The organism is Nocardioides aequoreus (assembly GCF_000720335.1).
Lineage (GTDB): Bacteria > Actinomycetota > Actinomycetes > Propionibacteriales > Nocardioidaceae > Marmoricola > Marmoricola aequoreus.
Genome location: NZ_JOJN01000003.1, coordinates 150,707 through 166,984, shown reverse-complemented (window position 1 = coordinate 166,984; position 16,278 = coordinate 150,707). Strand labels below are relative to the sequence as shown.

Here is a 16,278-nt window from a genome sequence, read left to right as displayed (position 1 = left end):
GTGGTACCCCTGGGGCATGTCCGCCACCACCACCGACCGGGTGCGCCAGGTCACCGTCACCGTGGCCGAGGTCTTCTGCGTCATCGGCACGCTGGTCGGGGTGGGCGTGCTGGGCACCGAGGTCGACCGCACCTCGGGCGGTGCGCTGGCGGCCGACGCCACGTTGCTGGCCCCCGCCGGTCCGGCTTTCTCCATCTGGTCGGTCGTGTACGCCGGCCTGGCGGCGTACACGGTGTGGCAGTGGCTGCCCTCCCGCGCCACCGACCCGCGGGTGCGGTCGACGGGCTGGCTGGCCGCCGCCTCGATGGTGCTCAACGCCACCTGGCTGCTGGTGACCCAGCAGGGCTGGATCTGGGGCAGCGTCGTGGTGATCGTCGCCCTGCTGGCGACGCTCGTCGAGCTGGTGCGCCGCCTCACCGGCGTCGGCCCTCGCGGCGTGGTCGAGCGGGTGGTCCTCGACGGCACCTTCGGGCTCTACCTCGGCTGGGTCAGCGTGGCCACCTGCGCCAACGTCTTCGCCGCGGCGACCGACAGCGGCAGCGCCCCCGGCCCCGCGGCCGCCGTCGCGGTCCTCGCGGTCGTGGCGGCGGTGTCGGTGCTCTACGCCTACCGGCTCGGCGCCCGGCTCTCGGTGGCCGCCGCCCTCGCGTGGGGCCTCGGCTGGATCGCCTACGGCCGCCTCGCCGACGAGCCGCCCTCCGACCTGGTCGCGATCGCGGCCCTGGCGGCCGCGACGGTGGCGCTGCTAGCCCCGCTCGCGCTCAATCGTGTCGCGCACAGCCCGGTGCGCCGCGACGTCGCCGCCTTCTGAGTCACCCGGGCCCGCTCAGGGCGGGTCGGAGCCCCGCGACTCCTCCTGCTCGACGAGGGCGGCGAGGTCGGAGAGCCGGTCGAGCCCCTGCAGCGGGCGCCCCATGCGGTGGTTGCCCTGCAGCCGCTCGCGCTGGCGGTGCAGGAACCACCAGTAGCCCGCGGTGAAGGGGCAGGCGTCCTCGCCCACCCGGACGTCCGGCCGCAGCTCGCAGGAGCCGCAGTGGTCGGTCATCCTCTTCAGGTACGCGCCGCCGCTGGTGTAGGGCTTGGTCGCCATCACCCCGCCGTCGGCGTGCTGGCTCATCCCGACGACGTTGGGCACCATCACCCAGTCGTAGCCGTCGACGAAGGCGCGGTGGAACCAGTCGGTCAGCTGGTCGGGGGCCCAGCCCCGCTGCAGCGCGTAGGAGCCGAGCACCATCAGCCGCGGGATGTGGTGCACCCAGCCGTGCTCGGCCACGCCGTCGAGGGTGTGGGAGAGACAGCGGGCGCGGGTCGCGGAGCCGTCGAGCTCCTGCCACCAGTCGGGGATCGAGCGGCGCTGCTGCAGCTTGTTGCTGCGGCGGTAGTCCTCGCCGAGGTGCCAGTAGAGGTGCCACACGTAGTCGCGCCAGCCCATCACCTGGCGGCAGAAGCCCTCCACGCTGTTGAGCGGCGCCTCGCCGGCGACGTACGCCGCCTCCGCGCGGCGCACGACCTCCAGCGGGTCGAGCAGCCCGAGGTTCATGGGTGCCGAGAGCAGCGAGTGCGCCATCCAGTCGTCGCCCTCCAGCACGGCGTCCTCGTGGGGGCCGAAGGCGGGGAGCCGGTGCTGCACGAAGTGGTCGAGCACCGCCTGCGCCTCGGCCCGGGTGGCGGCGAAGAGCCGGGGTCCGTCACGGCCGAGGAAGGAGACCTCGCCGTCGGCCTCCCAGCGGTCGAGGTCGCGCCGCACCTCCGCGTCGATCTCGTCCTCCTCCGGCCACGGCGGGGGGTCGAGCCCCAGCGAGTCGGCGTCCTTCGGCGGCGGCTCGCGGTTGTCGTGGTCGAGGTTCCACCGCCCGCCGACCGGGTCGGCGCCGTCCATGAGCACCTCGTGGCGGCGCCGCGCGTCGCGGTAGAAGTCCTCCATCAGCAAGCCCCTGCTGCCCCGTCCCCCGGCCCAGGCGGCGAAGTCGTCCATGCTGGTGACGAAGCCCCGGGCCGGGAGCCGCTCGATCTCCCGCTCCTCGGCGAGCCGGCGCACGAAGCGCACCGCCGCCCACGACGTGGGGTGCACCACCTGCAGGTCGCGGGTGCGGCGTCCCAGCCCGTCGACGTAGGTCTCGGCGCGGCGGTACGACGCGCGCTCGCCCAGCTCGGCGGCGCGGTGCCGCATCGCCGAGAGCACCAGGTGCGCCTTCTGCCGGTGGAAGCGGCGCCGGGCGAAGACCCGCTTGCTCTCCACGAGCAGGAAGTCGCCGTCGTGGTCGTCGGTGAAGTGGTCGCCGAGCTGGTCCCCGAAGAGCCAGCGCGTGGTCTGCCGGGCCATGCGGGCTCCTAGAGCTTGGCCAGGGCCTCGCGCAGACCGGTCTCGGCCTCGTCGCCGAGCCGGGCGAAGGCCCTGCCGAGGAAGGGGACCGCCAGCCTGGCGAGGCCCTTGAAGGTGAAGTCGGCGGTGTAGGTGACGCTCGACCCCTCGCCGAGCGGACGCACCTCGACGGTGTCGACGGCCGTGACGGTCTTGTTCTCCCCGCGCAGCTGCACCAGGCGCGGGGGCTCGTACCGCACCACCTCGTAGACGAGCTCGGTCTCGCGGCCGTTGAACTCCGAGACGTTGTCGTAGACCGTGCCGACGCCACCGTCGCCGCTGCGCCGCGTCGTGCTGACCGTGCCCGGGTCCCACTCCACCGTGTTGGTGAAGTCGGAGAGGTAGGCGAAGACCCTCTCGGGCGGTGCGGACGTCTCGACGGTGCGCTCGAGCCTCATGCCCCGTCCGTACCCGCGCCACCGCGCGACAACCGGGCCTCCCGCTGCTCGCCCGGGAGCGGGTAGCGCCTGCTCCGGCGCCGGTCGGGCGTCGCCTCCACGGCCGCCCGGGTCGCCCGGCTCAGCGACTCGTGCACGTTGGCCAGGTTCATCACCAGCGCGCCGTACTGCCGCCAGCGCTCGGGCGGGAGCGAGGCCTGCGCCAGCTCGTGGGCCAGCTGGTCGAGCTCGCCGGTGAGCCGCAGCAGACCCTCGACGTCGTCGGCGACCGAGCGCTCGGCCACCTCGGCGGCCAGCCGGCACCAGCGCTCGCGGAAGTCGGGGTCCCACGGCGTGCGCTCCTCGACGCTGCGCCGCATCGTGCGCGCGATGCTCAGGGTCTCGGCCACCCCCTGCTCGAGCTCGTGCAGCAGCTGCTTGAGCTCACCCCAGCCGGTGGGCCGGGAGCGGCGGGGGTTGAAGCGGCCGCTCTCGCGCGCCTGCCACAGCAGCCGCCACGCCTGGTCGATGTGCAGGTCGACCCGCCGGAGGTCGCGCACCCAGCCGTCGGTCTCCTCGCTGGTGAGCCCGTCGCCCGCGCCGTCGGCCATGGCGCGCAGCACCCTGGCCAGCTGCCGCGGGAGCTGCTCGGCGTGCGACCAGGCGGCCCGGTCGCGCAGCGGCGGCCAGACCAGCAGGTTGACCGCGAGACCGACCAGGACGCCGACAGCGGTGTCGACCAGCCGGCTGGAGAGCAGGTCCATCTGGTCCGTGGAGCCGGTGGCCAGCGTCACCAGCCCGGTGGTGGCGATCGTCCCGGCCTCCTCCTTGACCCAGGGCAGCTGCCCGATCATGAAGCCGACCAGGATCACCAGACCGAGGCTCCAGGGCTCGATGCCGAAGAGGGTGCCGGCGCTGAAGGCGAGGAAGACCGCGAAGAAGGTGGCCGCGACCTGCTGGGTGCCGCGCGAGACGGTCTTGTAGACCGTCGAGTGCACCACCAGCACCGCCGCCCACGGTGCGAGGAAGGCCTGGTCGAGGTGACCCACGTCGGTCGCCAGCCACCACGCCAGCCCGCCGGCCACGGCGGTCTTCACGATCTGCACCTGGTCGACCACGCGCACCGGGTCGACCCGGCGCCCCAGGTAGCGCATCTGCTCCGCGCGGCTCCGACTCGTCACCGACGGACGGTACCCAGAGTCACGACGCTCCGGTCACCTGCCCGACCGGGCAGGTGGGCACCGGGCGGAGGGCGGGTCTTCGGAGTCTGGACTGTGCCCCGGGTCACGCCGTCCCTAGCGTCACCGACAGAGACACGACGGCGGGCAGAGCCCCGGACCGACCCCCGGGACGGACCCCCGCGCACCACACCAGGAGGCACGCCCCATGCAGGTCGACCAGCTGCTCAAGCCCTTCCCGATCAAGGAGTTCCACCCGTTCCCGCGTGCGCTGATGGGCCCGGGGGCGCACGAGATGATCGGTCCCGAGGCCCTCAAGCTCGGCTTCAAGAAGACGCTCATCATGACCTCGGGCCTGCGCGGCACCGACATCGTCAACAACGTCGCGGAGTCGATGAAGTACCACGGCCTCGACGTCGTGGTCTACGACAAGGTGGAGTCCAACCCCAAGGACTACAACGTCATGGACGCCGTCGCGCTCTACCAGGAGAACCAGTGCGACTCCTTCGTCTCCATCGGCGGCGGCTCCTCGCACGACGCCTGCAAGGGGGCGCGGGTCTCGGTGGCGCACGACGGCCGCAACGTCAACGAGTTCGAGGGCTTCAACATGTCCGAGAACCCGAAGAACCCGCCGCACATCGCCGTCTCCACCACCGCCGGCACCGGCTCGGAGACCTCGTGGGCCTACGTCATCACCGACACCACGACCGATCCCGACAACCCGCACAAGTACGTCGCCTTCGACGACGCGTCCGTGGCCACCCTGGCGATCGACGACCCGGTGCTCTACTACGACTGCCCGGTCGACTACACCGCCCAGTGCGGCTTCGACGTGCTCGCCCACGCCAGTGAGCCGTACGTCTCGCGGCTCAACTTCGAGCCGTCGCTCGGCAACGCGATCCGCGCGATCAAGCTGACCAACGACCACCTGCGCCAGGCGGTCTGGAACGGCCAGGACCTGGCCGGTCGCGAGGGGATGATGTACGCGCAGTACATCGCCGCCCAGGCCTTCAACTCCGGCGGGCTCGGCATCATCCACTCCATCAGCCACGCGGTGTCGGCCTTCTACGACACCCACCACGGCCTCAACAACGCCATCGCGCTGCCGCGGGTGTGGGCCTTCAACATGCCCACGCAGTACAAGCGCTTCGCCGACATCGCGCGGGCGATGGGCGTCGACACCCACGGCATGACCGACGTGCAGGCGGCGGACGCCGCGCTGGAGGCCGCGATCCGGCTGCTGCGCGACGTCGGCATCACCGAGCGCTTCGTCGACGTCACCGCCGACACCTACTCCAAGAACCGGCTGGGCCAGGGCCCCACCGCCTTCTACGAGAACGCGAAGGTCATCACGGGCGACGACGCCGACGTCGACCGCATCACCAACCACGTCCTCGGCGACGCCTGCACCCCGGGCAACGCCAAGGAGTGCACGTTCGAGACGGTCCGCCCCGTCGTCGAGCACTGCATGACCGGCGACCTGGACGACCTGCTCGGCTGAGGTCCGTCCCCCCGGCGGTGGGTGTCCCAGGCAGAGCTGGGGCACCCACCGCCCCGTCATCCACCGCCCCGTCATCCACCGCCCCGTCATCCACCTCCCCGGAAGGAACCCCGGTGCACGCCGTGAACGAACCGTTGCCCGACCCGTCCGCCTTCGCCGACGTCGAGGACGTGGCACAGCGCTTCCGCGACCACGGGTACCTCACCGACGAGCGGCTGGCCACCACCGTCTTCCTGCTCGCCCGGCTCGACAAGCCGGTGCTGCTGGAGGGGCCGGCGGGGGTGGGCAAGACGCAGCTGGCGCAGAGCCTGGCCGCCGTCACCGGGCGCCGGCTGCTGCGGCTGCAGTGCTACGAGGGCCAGGACGAGACCAAGGCGCTCTACGAGTGGGACTACGGCAAGCAGCTGCTCTACACCCAGATCCTGCGCGAGAAAATCGGGCAGATCGTCGAGGACACCTCCACCATCGGCGAGGCCGTCGAGCGGATCGCCGCCCAGGACAGCGTCTTCTTCTCCGACCGCTTCCTGGCGCCCCGGCCGCTGCTGGAGGCGATCACCTCCGAGGAGCCGGTCGTGCTGCTGATCGACGAGGTCGACCGGGCCGACGAGGCGCTGGAGGCGGTGCTGCTGGAGCTGCTCTCGGAATACCAGATCTCGATCCCGGAGATCGGCACCGTGCGCGCCAAGCACCTGCCGTACGTCGTGCTCACCTCCAACAACACCCGCGACCTCTCCGCGGCGCTCAAGCGGCGCTGCCTGCACCTCTTCCTCGACTACCCCACCGCGCAGCGCGAGCTCGACATCCTGCGCAGCAAGGACACCGGCCTGACCGAGGAGCTCGCCACGCGGCTGGTGGAGATCGTGCGAGGGCTGCGCGAGCTCGAGCTGCGCAAGGCGCCGAGCATCTCCGAGACGATCGACTGGGCCCGCACCCTCGCGGTGCTCGGCGTCTCCGAGCTCAAGGCCGACGTGCTCGCCTCGACGCTCAACGTCGTCATCAAGTACGAGCGCGACCTCGAGCGCGCGCTGCAGACCCTGCCCAACCTGGTCGACCCCAACGCGCAGGTGCCCACCTCGCTCGGCGGGCACGGCCACGGGCACGGCCACGGCCACGGGCACGGCGGTCACGACCACGACGACGCCGACGTCGACGGCCGCGAGCTGCGGGCGTCGAAGGACACCCCGGGCCGTCACGACGACGCCTACTACGGCGCCCCGGGCAAGGGACCGGCGCCCGGGGCGGTCAGCCCGAGCCAGGGCAGCCGCTCCTTCGCCCGGGGCAAGGGCGCCCGCAAGCGCCCCGTCTGAGGCGCGCGGAGCAGGGAGGGCGGCATGGAGAGCGCGCTGCACCGCTTCGTGCGGCTGCTGCGACTGCACGGCCTGCGCGTCAGCGTGGCCGAGGTGGTCGACGCCTTCGAGGCCGCGGCCCAACCCGGGGTGCTGGCCGACCGCGAGGTGCTGAGGTCGGCTCTGGCGGTGACCCTGGTCAAGGACCGGCGCGACCTCGCCACCTACGACCGGGTCTTCGACCGCTTCTTCGGGCTGCGCGCGGTGGTGGAGCAGGTCGAGGAGGGGCACTCGCACGCCCACGACGACCTCGCCGACGACGGGCGGCTCGAGGAGTTCACGCTCTCGGAGAACCCCGGCGACAACCCCCAGCAGGGCCACTCCCACGGCAAGCCGGAGGACATCCGGCAGTACTTCGACCCCGAGGACATGGCGCAGCAGTACAACCTGCACCAGGAGGCCAACCGCCTCGACATGGCCGGCATGACCGACGAGATCGTGCTCTCCAACGAGAGCGACCCGGGCATGGGCGAGGCCGCGCGGGTGCAGATCTCGACGTCGCGGATGCACAACCCCGGCGCCCCCGGCGACCTCGTCGCCGCGCCCGGCCTGCAGCTCGACACCGAGCTCACCGTGGCCGAGGAGATGGCGCTGCTGGCGTGGCTCGACGACAAGCTGCCCGACGAGGACGACGACGCCGCGCAGGGCGACGCCTCCGACGACCTCGCCCGGCTGCGCGCCGCCCTCGCCCCCTGGCTCGACCAGCTGCCGCAGCGGCTCAAGGACCACCTCGAGCGGCTGCTGCAGCTCGAGCGCGAGGTGGAGACCCGCGAGGTGCAGGCGGCGCAGGCCGAGGTCGTCGACGAGCAGGCCCGCGCCGAGCTCGAGGAGGGCCTGCGCCGGCTGCTGCGCTCGCTGCACGGCGCCCCGCGACCCCGCCGCAAGGTCGCCTCCCGCGGCGTGGTCGACGGCCGCCGCACGATGCGCTCCAACATGCGCTACGACGGGGTGCCCTTCCGCCCCGTCACCGTCAGCAAGGTCGAGGACCGGCCGCGGCTGATGGTGCTCTGCGACGTGTCGCTCTCGGTGCGGGCCACCTCCAAGTTCACCCTCCACCTGGTGCACAGCCTGCAGTCGGTGGCCAGCTCGGTGCGCACCTTCGCCTTCGTCAAGGACGTCGTGGAGATCACCGACCTCTTCAGCGAGCACCGCATCGACGAGGCGCTGTCGCTGGTGATGTCGGGGCTGCCCGCCGGCGGCGTGCTCGACGTCGACGCCGACTCCGACTACGGCCACGCCTTCAGCGAGTTCCTCGACCAGTTCGGCTCCGCCATCAACCGGCGTACGACGGTGGTGGTGCTCGGCGACGGCCGCGGCAACACCCACGACCCGCGGCTCGGCGTCTTCGAGGAGATCACCCGCCGCGCCCGCGACACCATCTGGCTCACCCCCGAGCCGCGCTACTCCTGGACGCTCGGCTCCTGCGACCTGCCGCAGTACGCCGAGCACTGCTCGCGGGTGCAGGTGGTGCGCAACCTGCACGGGCTCGAGCGGGTCACCACCTCGCTGGCCGAGGGCGCCGGGGCGGGCCGGCGGTGACCACCCACCCCGTGGGCCCGGCGACGGCGGACCCACCGCCGATCGACCCCCTCGGGCCGCTGGTCGGCACGTCGTACGTCGACGCCCTGGTGCACGTGCGCGCCTCCGACGGGCTCGGCCGGCGCACCCGCGACACCGTGCGCACCCGCCACTTCGACCTGCGCCACGTGGGCGACCGGGTGCACGTCGAGCACCGGCTCATCCCCACCCAGGTCGACGACGACCTGGGCGGCCTGCTCGCGGAGGAGCTGTTCAGCCCTGGCTGGCTGCGCGGCTCCGAGCTCTTCGAGCGGGTCTTCACCGGCCTGGTGCGCAGCCTGCACCCCGACCCGCTGGTCGGGTGGCTGCACTTCTACCGCAACACCCTGCTGCGCCTCGACGCCTCGGCGACGTCCCCTTCCCAGGCCCCCTCCCCGGCCCCCTCCCTGGTGACTGGTCACGGCGGCATCGCCGGCTACGCGCCGGTCTACCGCCACGCCGAGTCGCTCGTGGGCCCCGGGAGCGTGCTCGAGCTGGGCAGCTGCTTCGGCTTCCTCGCGCTGCGGCTGGCCGGCCACGGTCACGCCGTCACCGCCTCCGACGTCACCCCCGCCACGATGCGGCTGCTCGGCGCGGTCGCCCCGGCGCTCGGCCGCGACCTCCGCACGGTGGCCGCGGACGCCGCTCGCTTCCCCGCGCCGGACCGCTCCGCCGACACCGTGCTGGCGGTGCACCTGCTCGAGCACGTCGACGCCGCCACCGGCGACCGCATCCTCGCCGAGGCCCTCCGCCTGGCCCGCCGCCGCGTGATCGTCGCCGTGCCGCTGGAGGAGGTCGCCGACGAGACCTGGGGCCACGTCCGCACCGTCGGCCTCGACGACCTCCACGCCGCCGGTGCCGCGAGCGGCGCGGCGTACACCGTCCACGAGCACCACGGCGGCTGGCTGGTGCTCGACGTGTAGCTGCGGGCTTGAGGCGCACGCGCATGTAACGCGGTGTCATGGCATGTGAACAAGGGCTGTGCAGGCCCCTCCGGTGCACAGCACCGCGGCAGATGCGTCAGGCGAGGACGACGTAGCGCTCGTCCTCGACCGGGCCACCCCAGTACGCCGGGTCGTCGAGCACCCGCACCGCGGGACGGCGCCCGATCGCCGTGAGCGCCTGGCTCACCTCGGCCGCGGCGAGGCCGGCCCCGGTGTGCCAGCGGCCCTCGACCAGCACCATCCGGCCGCCGGGCCGCAGCAGCCCCGCCCACCTCGTCAGCGCCTCGACGGGGTCGGGCACGGCCCAGAGCACGTGCCGGCAGAGCACGACGTCGACCGAGGCGGCGGCGTACGGCGGCCGGGCGGCGTCGCCGACGACCAGCTCGACCTCGACGCCGGCGGCGGCCACCTTGCGCCGCGCGGCGGCGACCATGCGGTCGGCCACGTCGAGGCCCCGCACGTGGTGGCCGAGCTCGGCGACCAGCACCGCGAGCGAGCCGGTGCCGCAGCCGAGGTCGACGACGTCCGAAGGCGCGGCCGGCAGGTGCGCCCGCAGCAGCTCGCGCCAGGCCCGGCGTACGCGGGGGTCGGCGAGGCCATGGTCGGGCTCGTCGTCGAAGCCCGCCGCCTGCTCGTTCCAGAAGTCCGCCGCGCTCACGCACATCTCCTCATCTGCCGCGGTGCTGCTGCGTCGATCCGCCCGCACAGGCCTTGTTCACATGCGATAACACCGCGTTACAAGGCGTCCCGCCCCACCACCCGCCTCAGGCGTCGACGTACGGGATGGTCTGGGGGCCCTCGGGGAGCACGCAGACGCGGGAGTCGGGGCCGGCGTCGTGGAGGGCGCGGAGGACGGTCTCGGCGACGTCGTCGGTGTGGCCGAGGTGGGCGGTGGCGAGCGCGGCGGCGTCGAGGTGGTCGGAGCGCACCACCACGTCGGCGTGGGTCTGCACCTTGGCCTGCACCTGCACCTGCCACTGGTCGGGCACGGTCTCGGTGCGGGCGGCGATCGCGGCGAGCAGCGCCTCGGGCGAGCTCTCGGAGGCCAGCACCTCGCGGTAGGAGCCGTGGTCGGGGAAGCCGTCGCGGCACTCGGCGGCGCACACGATGGTGCCGCCCTGGCGCACGACCGTCATCGCGGCCGACATGCCCTTGACCGCCTGGTAGAGGTTCTGGTCGAGCGGGTAGCCGGAGTTGGTCGTCACCACCACGTCGTACGCCGTGGGCACGGGCTGCATCGCCAGGCGCTGCGAGGCCTCCCGGGCCGCGGCGTGCATCGCGGAGGTGGGTCCGCCGAAGGCCTCGACGACCTGCTGGTCGCGGTTGAGCACGACGTCGAGGGCGAAGTCGACCCGCCCGACCGCCTCGACGACGGCACGGATGTCGTCGTGCACCGGGTTGCCCTCGCAGATCGCCCACGTGGCCCGGGGGTCGCCGATGCGGGCGGCGTCGTGGAGCGTCAGCACGGTCTCGAGGCCCGCGAGACCCGGCGCGACCAGCTTGGGCCCGCCGGAGAAGCCGGCGAAGAAGTGCGGCTCGACGAAGCCGGTGGTGACGCGCACGTCGGCCTCGACCCAGCGGCGGTTGAGGTGGACGGGCACGTCGCGCCCGTGCCGGCCGAGCCAGACCAGGGAGGCGTCGTCGCGCGCGTCGTGGTTGACCACCTCGACCGCGTCGTAGACCTCGTCGCCGAGCATGCGCCGCAGCTCGGCCTCGCTGTTGCCGCGGTGGGTGCCGGTGGCCACGAGCACCACCACGTCGCTGAGTGGCACGATGCCGTCGAGCTCCTCGAGCACCGCCGGGATCATCAGGTGGCGCGGCTGCGGGCGGGTGCCGTCGCACATCGAGATCGCCACGGTCTGCCCGGGCGAGACCAGCTCGCGCAGCGGCCGGCCGGTCACCGGCTCGCGCAGCGCCCGGCGCAGCAGGCCGACCTGGTCGTCGGGCGCGGCGACGTACGTCGGCTCCACCACGGTGGTGCGGTCAGCGGGCAGGTCGACCTCGAGGCCGGTCTCGCCGTAGGCCAGTCGGACGGTGATGGTGTCGGTGCCCATCGCCCCACCCTGCACTACGTCAGCAACCCCAGCTTCGACGCCTCGTAGACCGCCTCGGCGCGCGAGGACACACTGAGCTTGCGCAGGATGTTGCCGACGTGGAACTTCGCGGTGGTCTCGGAGACGAAGAGCTCCTTGCCGATGTCGCGGTTGGACATGCCGTGGGCGAGCAGCCGCAGCACCTCGAGCTCGCGGGCGGTCAGCCGGGCGCTGCGGTCGGGGGCGGGCGCGTTGAGGCCGCGCACCATCGCCGCCGCGGAGCGGGCGTCGAAGGCGCTCTCGCCGCGCGAGACGTCACGGATCGCGCGGACCAGGTGGGAGGTGTCGACGTCCTTGACGACGTAGCCCTTGGCGCCGCTGCGGATCGCCCGCAGCACCAGCTGGTCGTCGAGGAAGGTCGTCAGCACCAGCACGCCCAGGCCCGGATGGGCGGCGGTGAGGTCGGCGCACAGGTCGATGCCCTCGCTGTCGGAGGCGGCCGAGAGCTTGAGGTCCATCAGCACGATGTCGGGCCTGGCCCGCTCGACCTCGGTCATCGCCTCGGGCGCCGACGCGGCCTCCGCCACGACCCGCAGGTCGGGCTCGCGCTGCAGGATGCTGGAGAGTCCCTGCCGCACGATCGCGTGGTCGTCGACCAGCATGATGTCGATGGTCGCGGTGCCGCCGTCACCCTCCTCGGGACGACGCGCGGTGCTCTGGTCGGCGCTCCGGTGGGGGCGCACAGGGGTGTCGATCACGGGACCTCCCGGTCGGGGACGGGTTCGGACACGGCGCCGAGCGGCAGCCGGAGCTCCACGCGGACGCCGCCGAGGCGGGCGCGGCGGAAGGCCACCGCCCCGCCGAGGTCGACGATCCGCGACTCGATGTTGGCCAGGCCGCGGTGCCGGCCGTCGGCGGTGCCGCGACGCTCGAGCTCGAGCAGGCGGCGCAGCGCGGCGGGGTCGCCCCGTCCGTCGTCGGAGATGCTCACCAGCAGCTCGTCGTCGCGGTAGCGCAGCAGCACCGAGGCGCGGCTCGCGCCGGCGTGGACCACGACGTTGAAGAGCGACTCGCCCACGGCGCGGGCGACCTCGTGGTCACCGGCGTCGGCCAGCGCGCGGGGCCGCCCGTGCAGGCGCACCCGCACGTCGAGCCGGCCCTCGTGGTGGGCCGCCACCTCGCGCACCAGGTCGGGCAGCGAGGCGACCTGGTCGCCGTGCGGCTGGTGCAGCGCGAAGATCGCCCGCCGCAGCTGCTCGACCGCCTCGCCGGAGAGCTGCTTGGCGGTGACCAGCTCGCGCACCACCGACGTCGCCCCGAGCGCCTCGGCGTCGCCCCGGGCCACCTCGACCGCCATGCCCGCCGAGAGCACGTACTGCGTGACGCTGTCGTGCAGCTCGCGGGCGATCCGGTGCCGCTCCCCGTCGAGCAGCTCGCGCTGGTGCGCCAGCTGCAGCCGCTGCTCCACCTCGCGCAGCTCGCGGGTCCGCGCCGCCAGGTCGTGCGACTGCGCCGTCGCCTCGTCGTAGAGCCGCTGGGCGCGCCGGTGCAGCGACAGCCCCGCCTGGTACTGCTCGGAGGTGTGCAGCGACACCGCGGCCTGGTTGGCCAGGATGCGCACCACCGCCAGGTCGCCGGGCTCGGGCTCGTCGGCGAGGCCGTGGTGGGCGACCAGGCTGCCGATGCGGCGTCCCTCGAGCATCATCGGGACCGTCACCCAGCTGGGCCGGGCGACCTCGGCGTGGCGCCCCGAGCGGACCGCCGCCAGCACCTGGCGCACCGACGCGGGCAGCGAGGTCTCCGCGTCGTGCACCCGCCCGCCAGGGTCGACGGCGACGAAGCGCGGGCGGGCGCCGGTCAGCTGGCGGTCCTCCAGCGCGAGCAGGGTCCAGTCGGCCTCCAGGTGCGCGGACGCCGCCCGCACCACCTCCTCGAGCAGGCCGCGGGGGCCCTCGACGGTGCGCACCAGCGCCCGCGAGATGGAGTCCATCGCCGTGACCGCGCGCTGCATCCGCTCGTCGGAGGCGACGTAGGCGCGGTAGTAGGAGCGCTTGCCCGACCGGATCCCGGTGAGCCGGGCGAGCTCCGGGCGCGGGTCGAGGGAGCGCGGGCTCATCGTGTCCTGCCCCCGGGGTCACGCACAGGTCCGCTCACAGGTCCGCTCACAGGTCCGCTCACAGGGCGCCCAGGAAGAGCCGCCTCACGTCCGCCTCGTCGACCTCCCGCGGGTTGGTGGTGAGGCAGGCGTCGTCGAGCGTGGTGTGGGCCATCTGCTGCACGTCGGCCTCCGTCACGCCCAGGTCGCGCAGGCCCCGCGGGACGCCGACGTCGTCGGCGAGGCGGCGTACGTGGTCGGCCAGCAGCTCGGCGGCCTCGGCGCCCGGCATCGCGCCGACCTCGAGGCCGACCGCCGTGGCCAGCGAGACGAAGCGGTCGGGCGTGGCCTGCGCGTTGTAGCGGATCACGTGGGGCAGCAGCACCCCGTTGACCACGCCGTGGGGGGCGTCGAGCAGGCCGCCCACCTGGTGGCTCATCGCGTGGGTGGCGCCGAGGATGGCGTTGCTGAAGGCGAGCCCCGCCTGCAGGCTGGCCTGCGCCATCTTGGCCCGCGCGCGCTCCTCGGTGGGGTCGTCGATGGTGGTGCGGAGGTGGCCGCAGACCAGCCGCACCGAGCTCAGCGCGTGGATGTCGGCGAGCGGGTTGTGCGCGAGCGAGACGTAGGACTCGATGCCGTGGGTGAGCGCGTCGAGGCCGGTCGCGGCGTTGAGCGCGTCGGGCATCGTCGTGAGCAGCCGGGGGTCGGTGAGCGAGATGTCGGGCACCAGCGCCCGGCCCATGATGGTGATCTTCACCGAGCGCTCGGTGTCGGTCACGATGCAGAACTGCGAGACGTCGGCGCCCGTGCCGGAGGTGCTCGGGATCATCAGCAGCGGCGGGATCGGCTTGGTCACCTGGTCGACGCCGGCGTAGTCGAGGATGTCGCCGAGGTTGCTGGAGAGGATCGCCACGCCCTTGGCGGCGTCGATGCACGAGCCCCCGCCGATGGCGATGATGACGTCGCACTCCTGCCCGGCGTAGAAGTCGTACGCCGCGCGGACCTCGTGGTCCTTGGGGTTGGGGGTCACCGCCGACCACACCTGCGGCGACAGCCGGGCCTCGTGGAGCCGGTCGAGGAGCACCGAGACCCAGCCGGCCTCCAGCAGACCCGGGTCGGTGACCACGAGCGGGCGCCGTGCCCCCAGCCGCGCCGCGGCGAAGCCCGCCTCGTCGAGCGCGCCCAGGCCGAAGACGACCTCGGGGGCGTGGAACTTGACCACCGACGCGAGCGTGAGGTCGGCCTCCGCGTCGTCGGCGCCGGGGAGCCCGCCCAGCACCAGCTCGTCGGTCAGGGGCACGACGGGGGGCGCGACGGGGGGCACGACCTCGGAGAGGCGCCTGGCGGTCGCGCGGCGCACGCCGGCGGCCGGCGACCCACGCCGGCGCGCCACACCACCCGGGTGCAGGGTGGTGGGAGTGCTCACGGCGGCGTCCTCTCGCTGGTCCGGCGCACAGTAGCGACCGGAGGTTGGCAGAAGGCAGGTCGAGCGCCGGGCAGGCCAACTCGCCCCGGTCCTGCGCCTCCGGGTCGACCCCAGGCTAGGCGCGCCCCGGAGCACCCGCACCTGTCCGAACGACCAGGGTGCGCGCCCGCGATGTCCCAGTTACGGGGTTCCCTGGACCCCCTGCGACGACACCGCCTACGCTTCTCGGGCGCAGAGCGCACCCCCCCGTCCGGTACGCCGAGTCCTGCCCGCCGGTGCCGGGGGTCCGTCCGACACACGACGGGGCAGGAGTGGGGGAACCACGGTTCCACCGCGACGCAGAGGTCCGGCCAGCTCCGGGCGCGCGTCGCTAGGGGTGAAGTCGCTGCGCGAGCAGCGGCGGAGCACTTTCCCGGCTCCAACCCGACAGCTCACCTCGCAGGCGTGGGAAAGGCACCCATGTCCTCGCACGTCCGCGTCCCCGCACGCCTGCTGCTCGTCCTCCTCCTCGCCGTCGGCCTCGTCCTCCTCAGCCCCGTCGGCGACGCCCACGCAGCCAAGCGCGGGGCGGCCGACCGGGCCGCCGGCGTGGCTCTCAAGCAGCTGGGCGACCCCTACCGGTGGGGCGGCACCGGTCCCGACGCCTTCGACTGCTCGGGCCTGCTGCAGTACAGCTTCCGCAAGGCCGGCATCAAGATCCCCCGCACCTCCGCGGCGCAGGCCGGCGCGGCCCGCAAGATCAGCAAGTCCAAGCTCCGCCGGGGAGACGTGATGTTCTTCCACTCCGGCGGCCGCGTCTACCACGCCGCGATCTACCTGGGCCGCAGCGGCGGCAAGATCCGCATGGTGCACGCCCCCGGCAGCGGCAAGCGCGTCACCCGCGCCGTGCCGTGGACCTCGAGCTGGTTCGCCGCCACCTTCCGCGGCAAGGAGCCCCGCCCGGTGCGCCACCAGTGGGTGCCCGCGGGCTGACCCCGGACCGGTCCCACGCCCGGCCCCACTCACACCCCCCGCCCGGCGGCGCGCCGTCCGGGCGTGGGGCCCGTGCGTCCCTAGCCTGCTCCCATGACGACACGGGGGCTGGAGCGCGACGCGATCACCGAGCTGTTCGAGGCCTCCCCGCAGGTGCCGGCGCGCACCACGGTGCCGGCCACGCTCGGCCTCGTCTGCGCCGTCACGAGCGCGCTGAGCACGCTCTGGACCGACGGGCTCGGCCTGGCGGTCCTGCTCGGCGGCGTCGCGCTGGTGCTCTCGGTCGTGGGCCTGGCCAAGGCCAGCCGCCCCGGTGTCGCCGGTGGGGCCAGCTCGGCTGCCGCGCTGGTGCTCGCCCTCATCACCGCGACGCTGGTGGGGCTGCGCTACGCCGGGGTCGACGTCACCGTCGCCGACGGCCTGACGCTGCGGCCCGTGCTCGACGCGCTTAATGCGTTGCTGCCCCAGCCGTAGCCCCCACATGCTG

The 16,278-nt window shown here is 73.6% G+C and carries 15 protein-coding genes; 7 read left to right on the top strand and 8 right to left on the bottom strand.

Going from position 1 to position 16,278, the window contains the following annotated elements; all coding sequences use genetic code 11:
• Positions 1-16: 16 nt before the first annotated feature.
• Positions 17-811, top strand: coding sequence for a TspO/MBR family protein (locus IG63_RS0107225; protein WP_030483705.1), 795 nt, complete (start codon positions 17-19; stop codon positions 809-811).
• Between the two features lie 15 nt (positions 812-826).
• Here IG63_RS0107225 and IG63_RS0107220 read toward each other — a convergent pair whose 3' ends face one another.
• From IG63_RS0107220 to IG63_RS0107210, 3 genes are read right to left on the bottom strand one after another with little or no spacing between them, the layout of a single operon-like run.
• Positions 827-2,323 carry a cryptochrome/photolyase family protein gene (locus tag IG63_RS0107220; RefSeq protein ID WP_030483704.1) on the bottom strand — a complete coding sequence of 499 codons (1,497 nt, stop codon included), beginning with the start codon at positions 2,321-2,323 and terminating at the stop codon, positions 827-829.
• An 8-nt stretch (positions 2,324-2,331) separates the two neighbouring features.
• Positions 2,332-2,760, bottom strand: coding sequence for an SRPBCC family protein (locus IG63_RS0107215; RefSeq protein ID WP_030483703.1), 429 nt, complete (start codon positions 2,758-2,760; stop codon positions 2,332-2,334).
• Positions 2,757-3,920 carry an FUSC family protein gene (locus tag IG63_RS0107210; RefSeq protein WP_157210063.1) on the bottom strand — a complete coding sequence of 388 codons (1,164 nt, stop codon included), beginning with the start codon at positions 3,918-3,920 and terminating at the stop codon, positions 2,757-2,759. The genes IG63_RS0107215 and IG63_RS0107210 overlap by 4 nt, the downstream gene beginning before the upstream one ends.
• Before the next feature lie 205 nt (positions 3,921-4,125).
• Here IG63_RS0107210 and mdo point away from each other — a divergent pair, with 205 nt between their 5' ends.
• From mdo to mftM, 4 genes are all read left to right on the top strand, one after another.
• Entirely contained in the window at positions 4,126-5,418 is a 1,293-nt protein-coding gene (mdo, locus tag IG63_RS0107205) for an NDMA-dependent methanol dehydrogenase (RefSeq protein WP_030483701.1), read from the top strand.
• Between the two features lie 113 nt (positions 5,419-5,531).
• Positions 5,532-6,725 (top strand): AAA family ATPase, encoded by a 1,194-nt coding sequence (locus IG63_RS0107200; RefSeq protein ID WP_051706334.1) that lies wholly within the window; start codon positions 5,532-5,534, stop codon positions 6,723-6,725.
• Positions 6,726-6,749: 24 nt separating this feature from the next.
• On the top strand, positions 6,750-8,303 hold the full coding sequence (locus IG63_RS0107195) for a VWA domain-containing protein (protein ID WP_030483699.1): 1,554 nt from the start codon (positions 6,750-6,752) through the stop codon (positions 8,301-8,303).
• Positions 8,300-9,244 (top strand): mycofactocin oligosaccharide methyltransferase MftM, encoded by a 945-nt coding sequence (gene mftM, locus IG63_RS0107190; protein ID WP_084596798.1) that lies wholly within the window; start codon positions 8,300-8,302, stop codon positions 9,242-9,244. The genes IG63_RS0107195 and mftM overlap by 4 nt, the downstream gene beginning before the upstream one ends.
• 97 nt (positions 9,245-9,341) lie before the next feature.
• Here mftM and IG63_RS0107185 read toward each other — a convergent pair whose 3' ends face one another.
• From IG63_RS0107185 to IG63_RS0107165, 5 genes are all read right to left on the bottom strand, one after another.
• Complete coding sequence (locus IG63_RS0107185) at positions 9,342-9,923, bottom strand: class I SAM-dependent methyltransferase (protein ID WP_211249244.1); 582 nt, start codon at positions 9,921-9,923, stop codon at positions 9,342-9,344.
• Positions 9,924-10,029: 106 nt separating this feature from the next.
• Entirely contained in the window at positions 10,030-11,319 is a 1,290-nt protein-coding gene (larA, locus tag IG63_RS0107180) for a nickel-dependent lactate racemase (protein ID WP_030483696.1), read from the bottom strand.
• Positions 11,320-11,333: 14 nt separating this feature from the next.
• Entirely contained in the window at positions 11,334-12,056 is a 723-nt protein-coding gene (locus tag IG63_RS0107175; protein ID WP_281174275.1) for a MadR family response regulator transcription factor, read from the bottom strand.
• Positions 12,053-13,414: a MadS family sensor histidine kinase gene (locus IG63_RS0107170; RefSeq protein ID WP_030483694.1), complete on the bottom strand. Its 1,362-nt coding sequence runs from the start codon at positions 13,412-13,414 to the stop codon at positions 12,053-12,055. The genes IG63_RS0107175 and IG63_RS0107170 overlap by 4 nt, the downstream gene beginning before the upstream one ends.
• A gap of 58 nt (positions 13,415-13,472) precedes the next feature.
• A complete protein-coding gene (locus tag IG63_RS0107165) occupies positions 13,473-14,819 on the bottom strand; it encodes an iron-containing alcohol dehydrogenase (protein ID WP_245604357.1) in 1,347 nt (448 codons plus the stop codon).
• 459 nt (positions 14,820-15,278) lie between these two features.
• Between IG63_RS0107165 and IG63_RS0107160 the strand changes: the two genes are divergently transcribed.
• Together IG63_RS0107160 and IG63_RS0107155 are read left to right on the top strand one after the other, a co-directional pair.
• A complete protein-coding gene (locus IG63_RS0107160; protein WP_084596796.1) occupies positions 15,279-15,791 on the top strand; it encodes a C40 family peptidase in 513 nt (170 codons plus the stop codon).
• Between the two features lie 93 nt (positions 15,792-15,884).
• Positions 15,885-16,265 carry a hypothetical protein gene (locus IG63_RS0107155; protein ID WP_030483691.1) on the top strand — a complete coding sequence of 127 codons (381 nt, stop codon included), beginning with the start codon at positions 15,885-15,887 and terminating at the stop codon, positions 16,263-16,265.
• The last annotated feature ends 13 nt before the right edge of the window (positions 16,266-16,278 follow it).

Coding starts and splice junctions, on each gene's coding strand:
- IG63_RS0107155 (WP_030483691.1), top strand. CDS start 15,885: ATGACGACACGGGGGCTGGAGCGCGACGCGATCACCGAGCTGTTCGAG.
- IG63_RS0107160 (WP_084596796.1), top strand. CDS start 15,279: ATGTCCTCGCACGTCCGCGTCCCCGCACGCCTGCTGCTCGTCCTCCTC.
- IG63_RS0107220 (WP_030483704.1), bottom strand. CDS start 2,323: ATGGCCCGGCAGACCACGCGCTGGCTCTTCGGGGACCAGCTCGGCGAC.
- IG63_RS0107170 (WP_030483694.1), bottom strand. CDS start 13,414: ATGAGCCCGCGCTCCCTCGACCCGCGCCCGGAGCTCGCCCGGCTCACC.
- IG63_RS0107215 (WP_030483703.1), bottom strand. CDS start 2,760: ATGAGGCTCGAGCGCACCGTCGAGACGTCCGCACCGCCCGAGAGGGTC.
- mdo (WP_030483701.1), top strand. CDS start 4,126: ATGCAGGTCGACCAGCTGCTCAAGCCCTTCCCGATCAAGGAGTTCCAC.
- larA (WP_030483696.1), bottom strand. CDS start 11,319: ATGGGCACCGACACCATCACCGTCCGACTGGCCTACGGCGAGACCGGC.
- IG63_RS0107225 (WP_030483705.1), top strand. CDS start 17: ATGTCCGCCACCACCACCGACCGGGTGCGCCAGGTCACCGTCACCGTG.
- IG63_RS0107195 (WP_030483699.1), top strand. CDS start 6,750: ATGGAGAGCGCGCTGCACCGCTTCGTGCGGCTGCTGCGACTGCACGGC.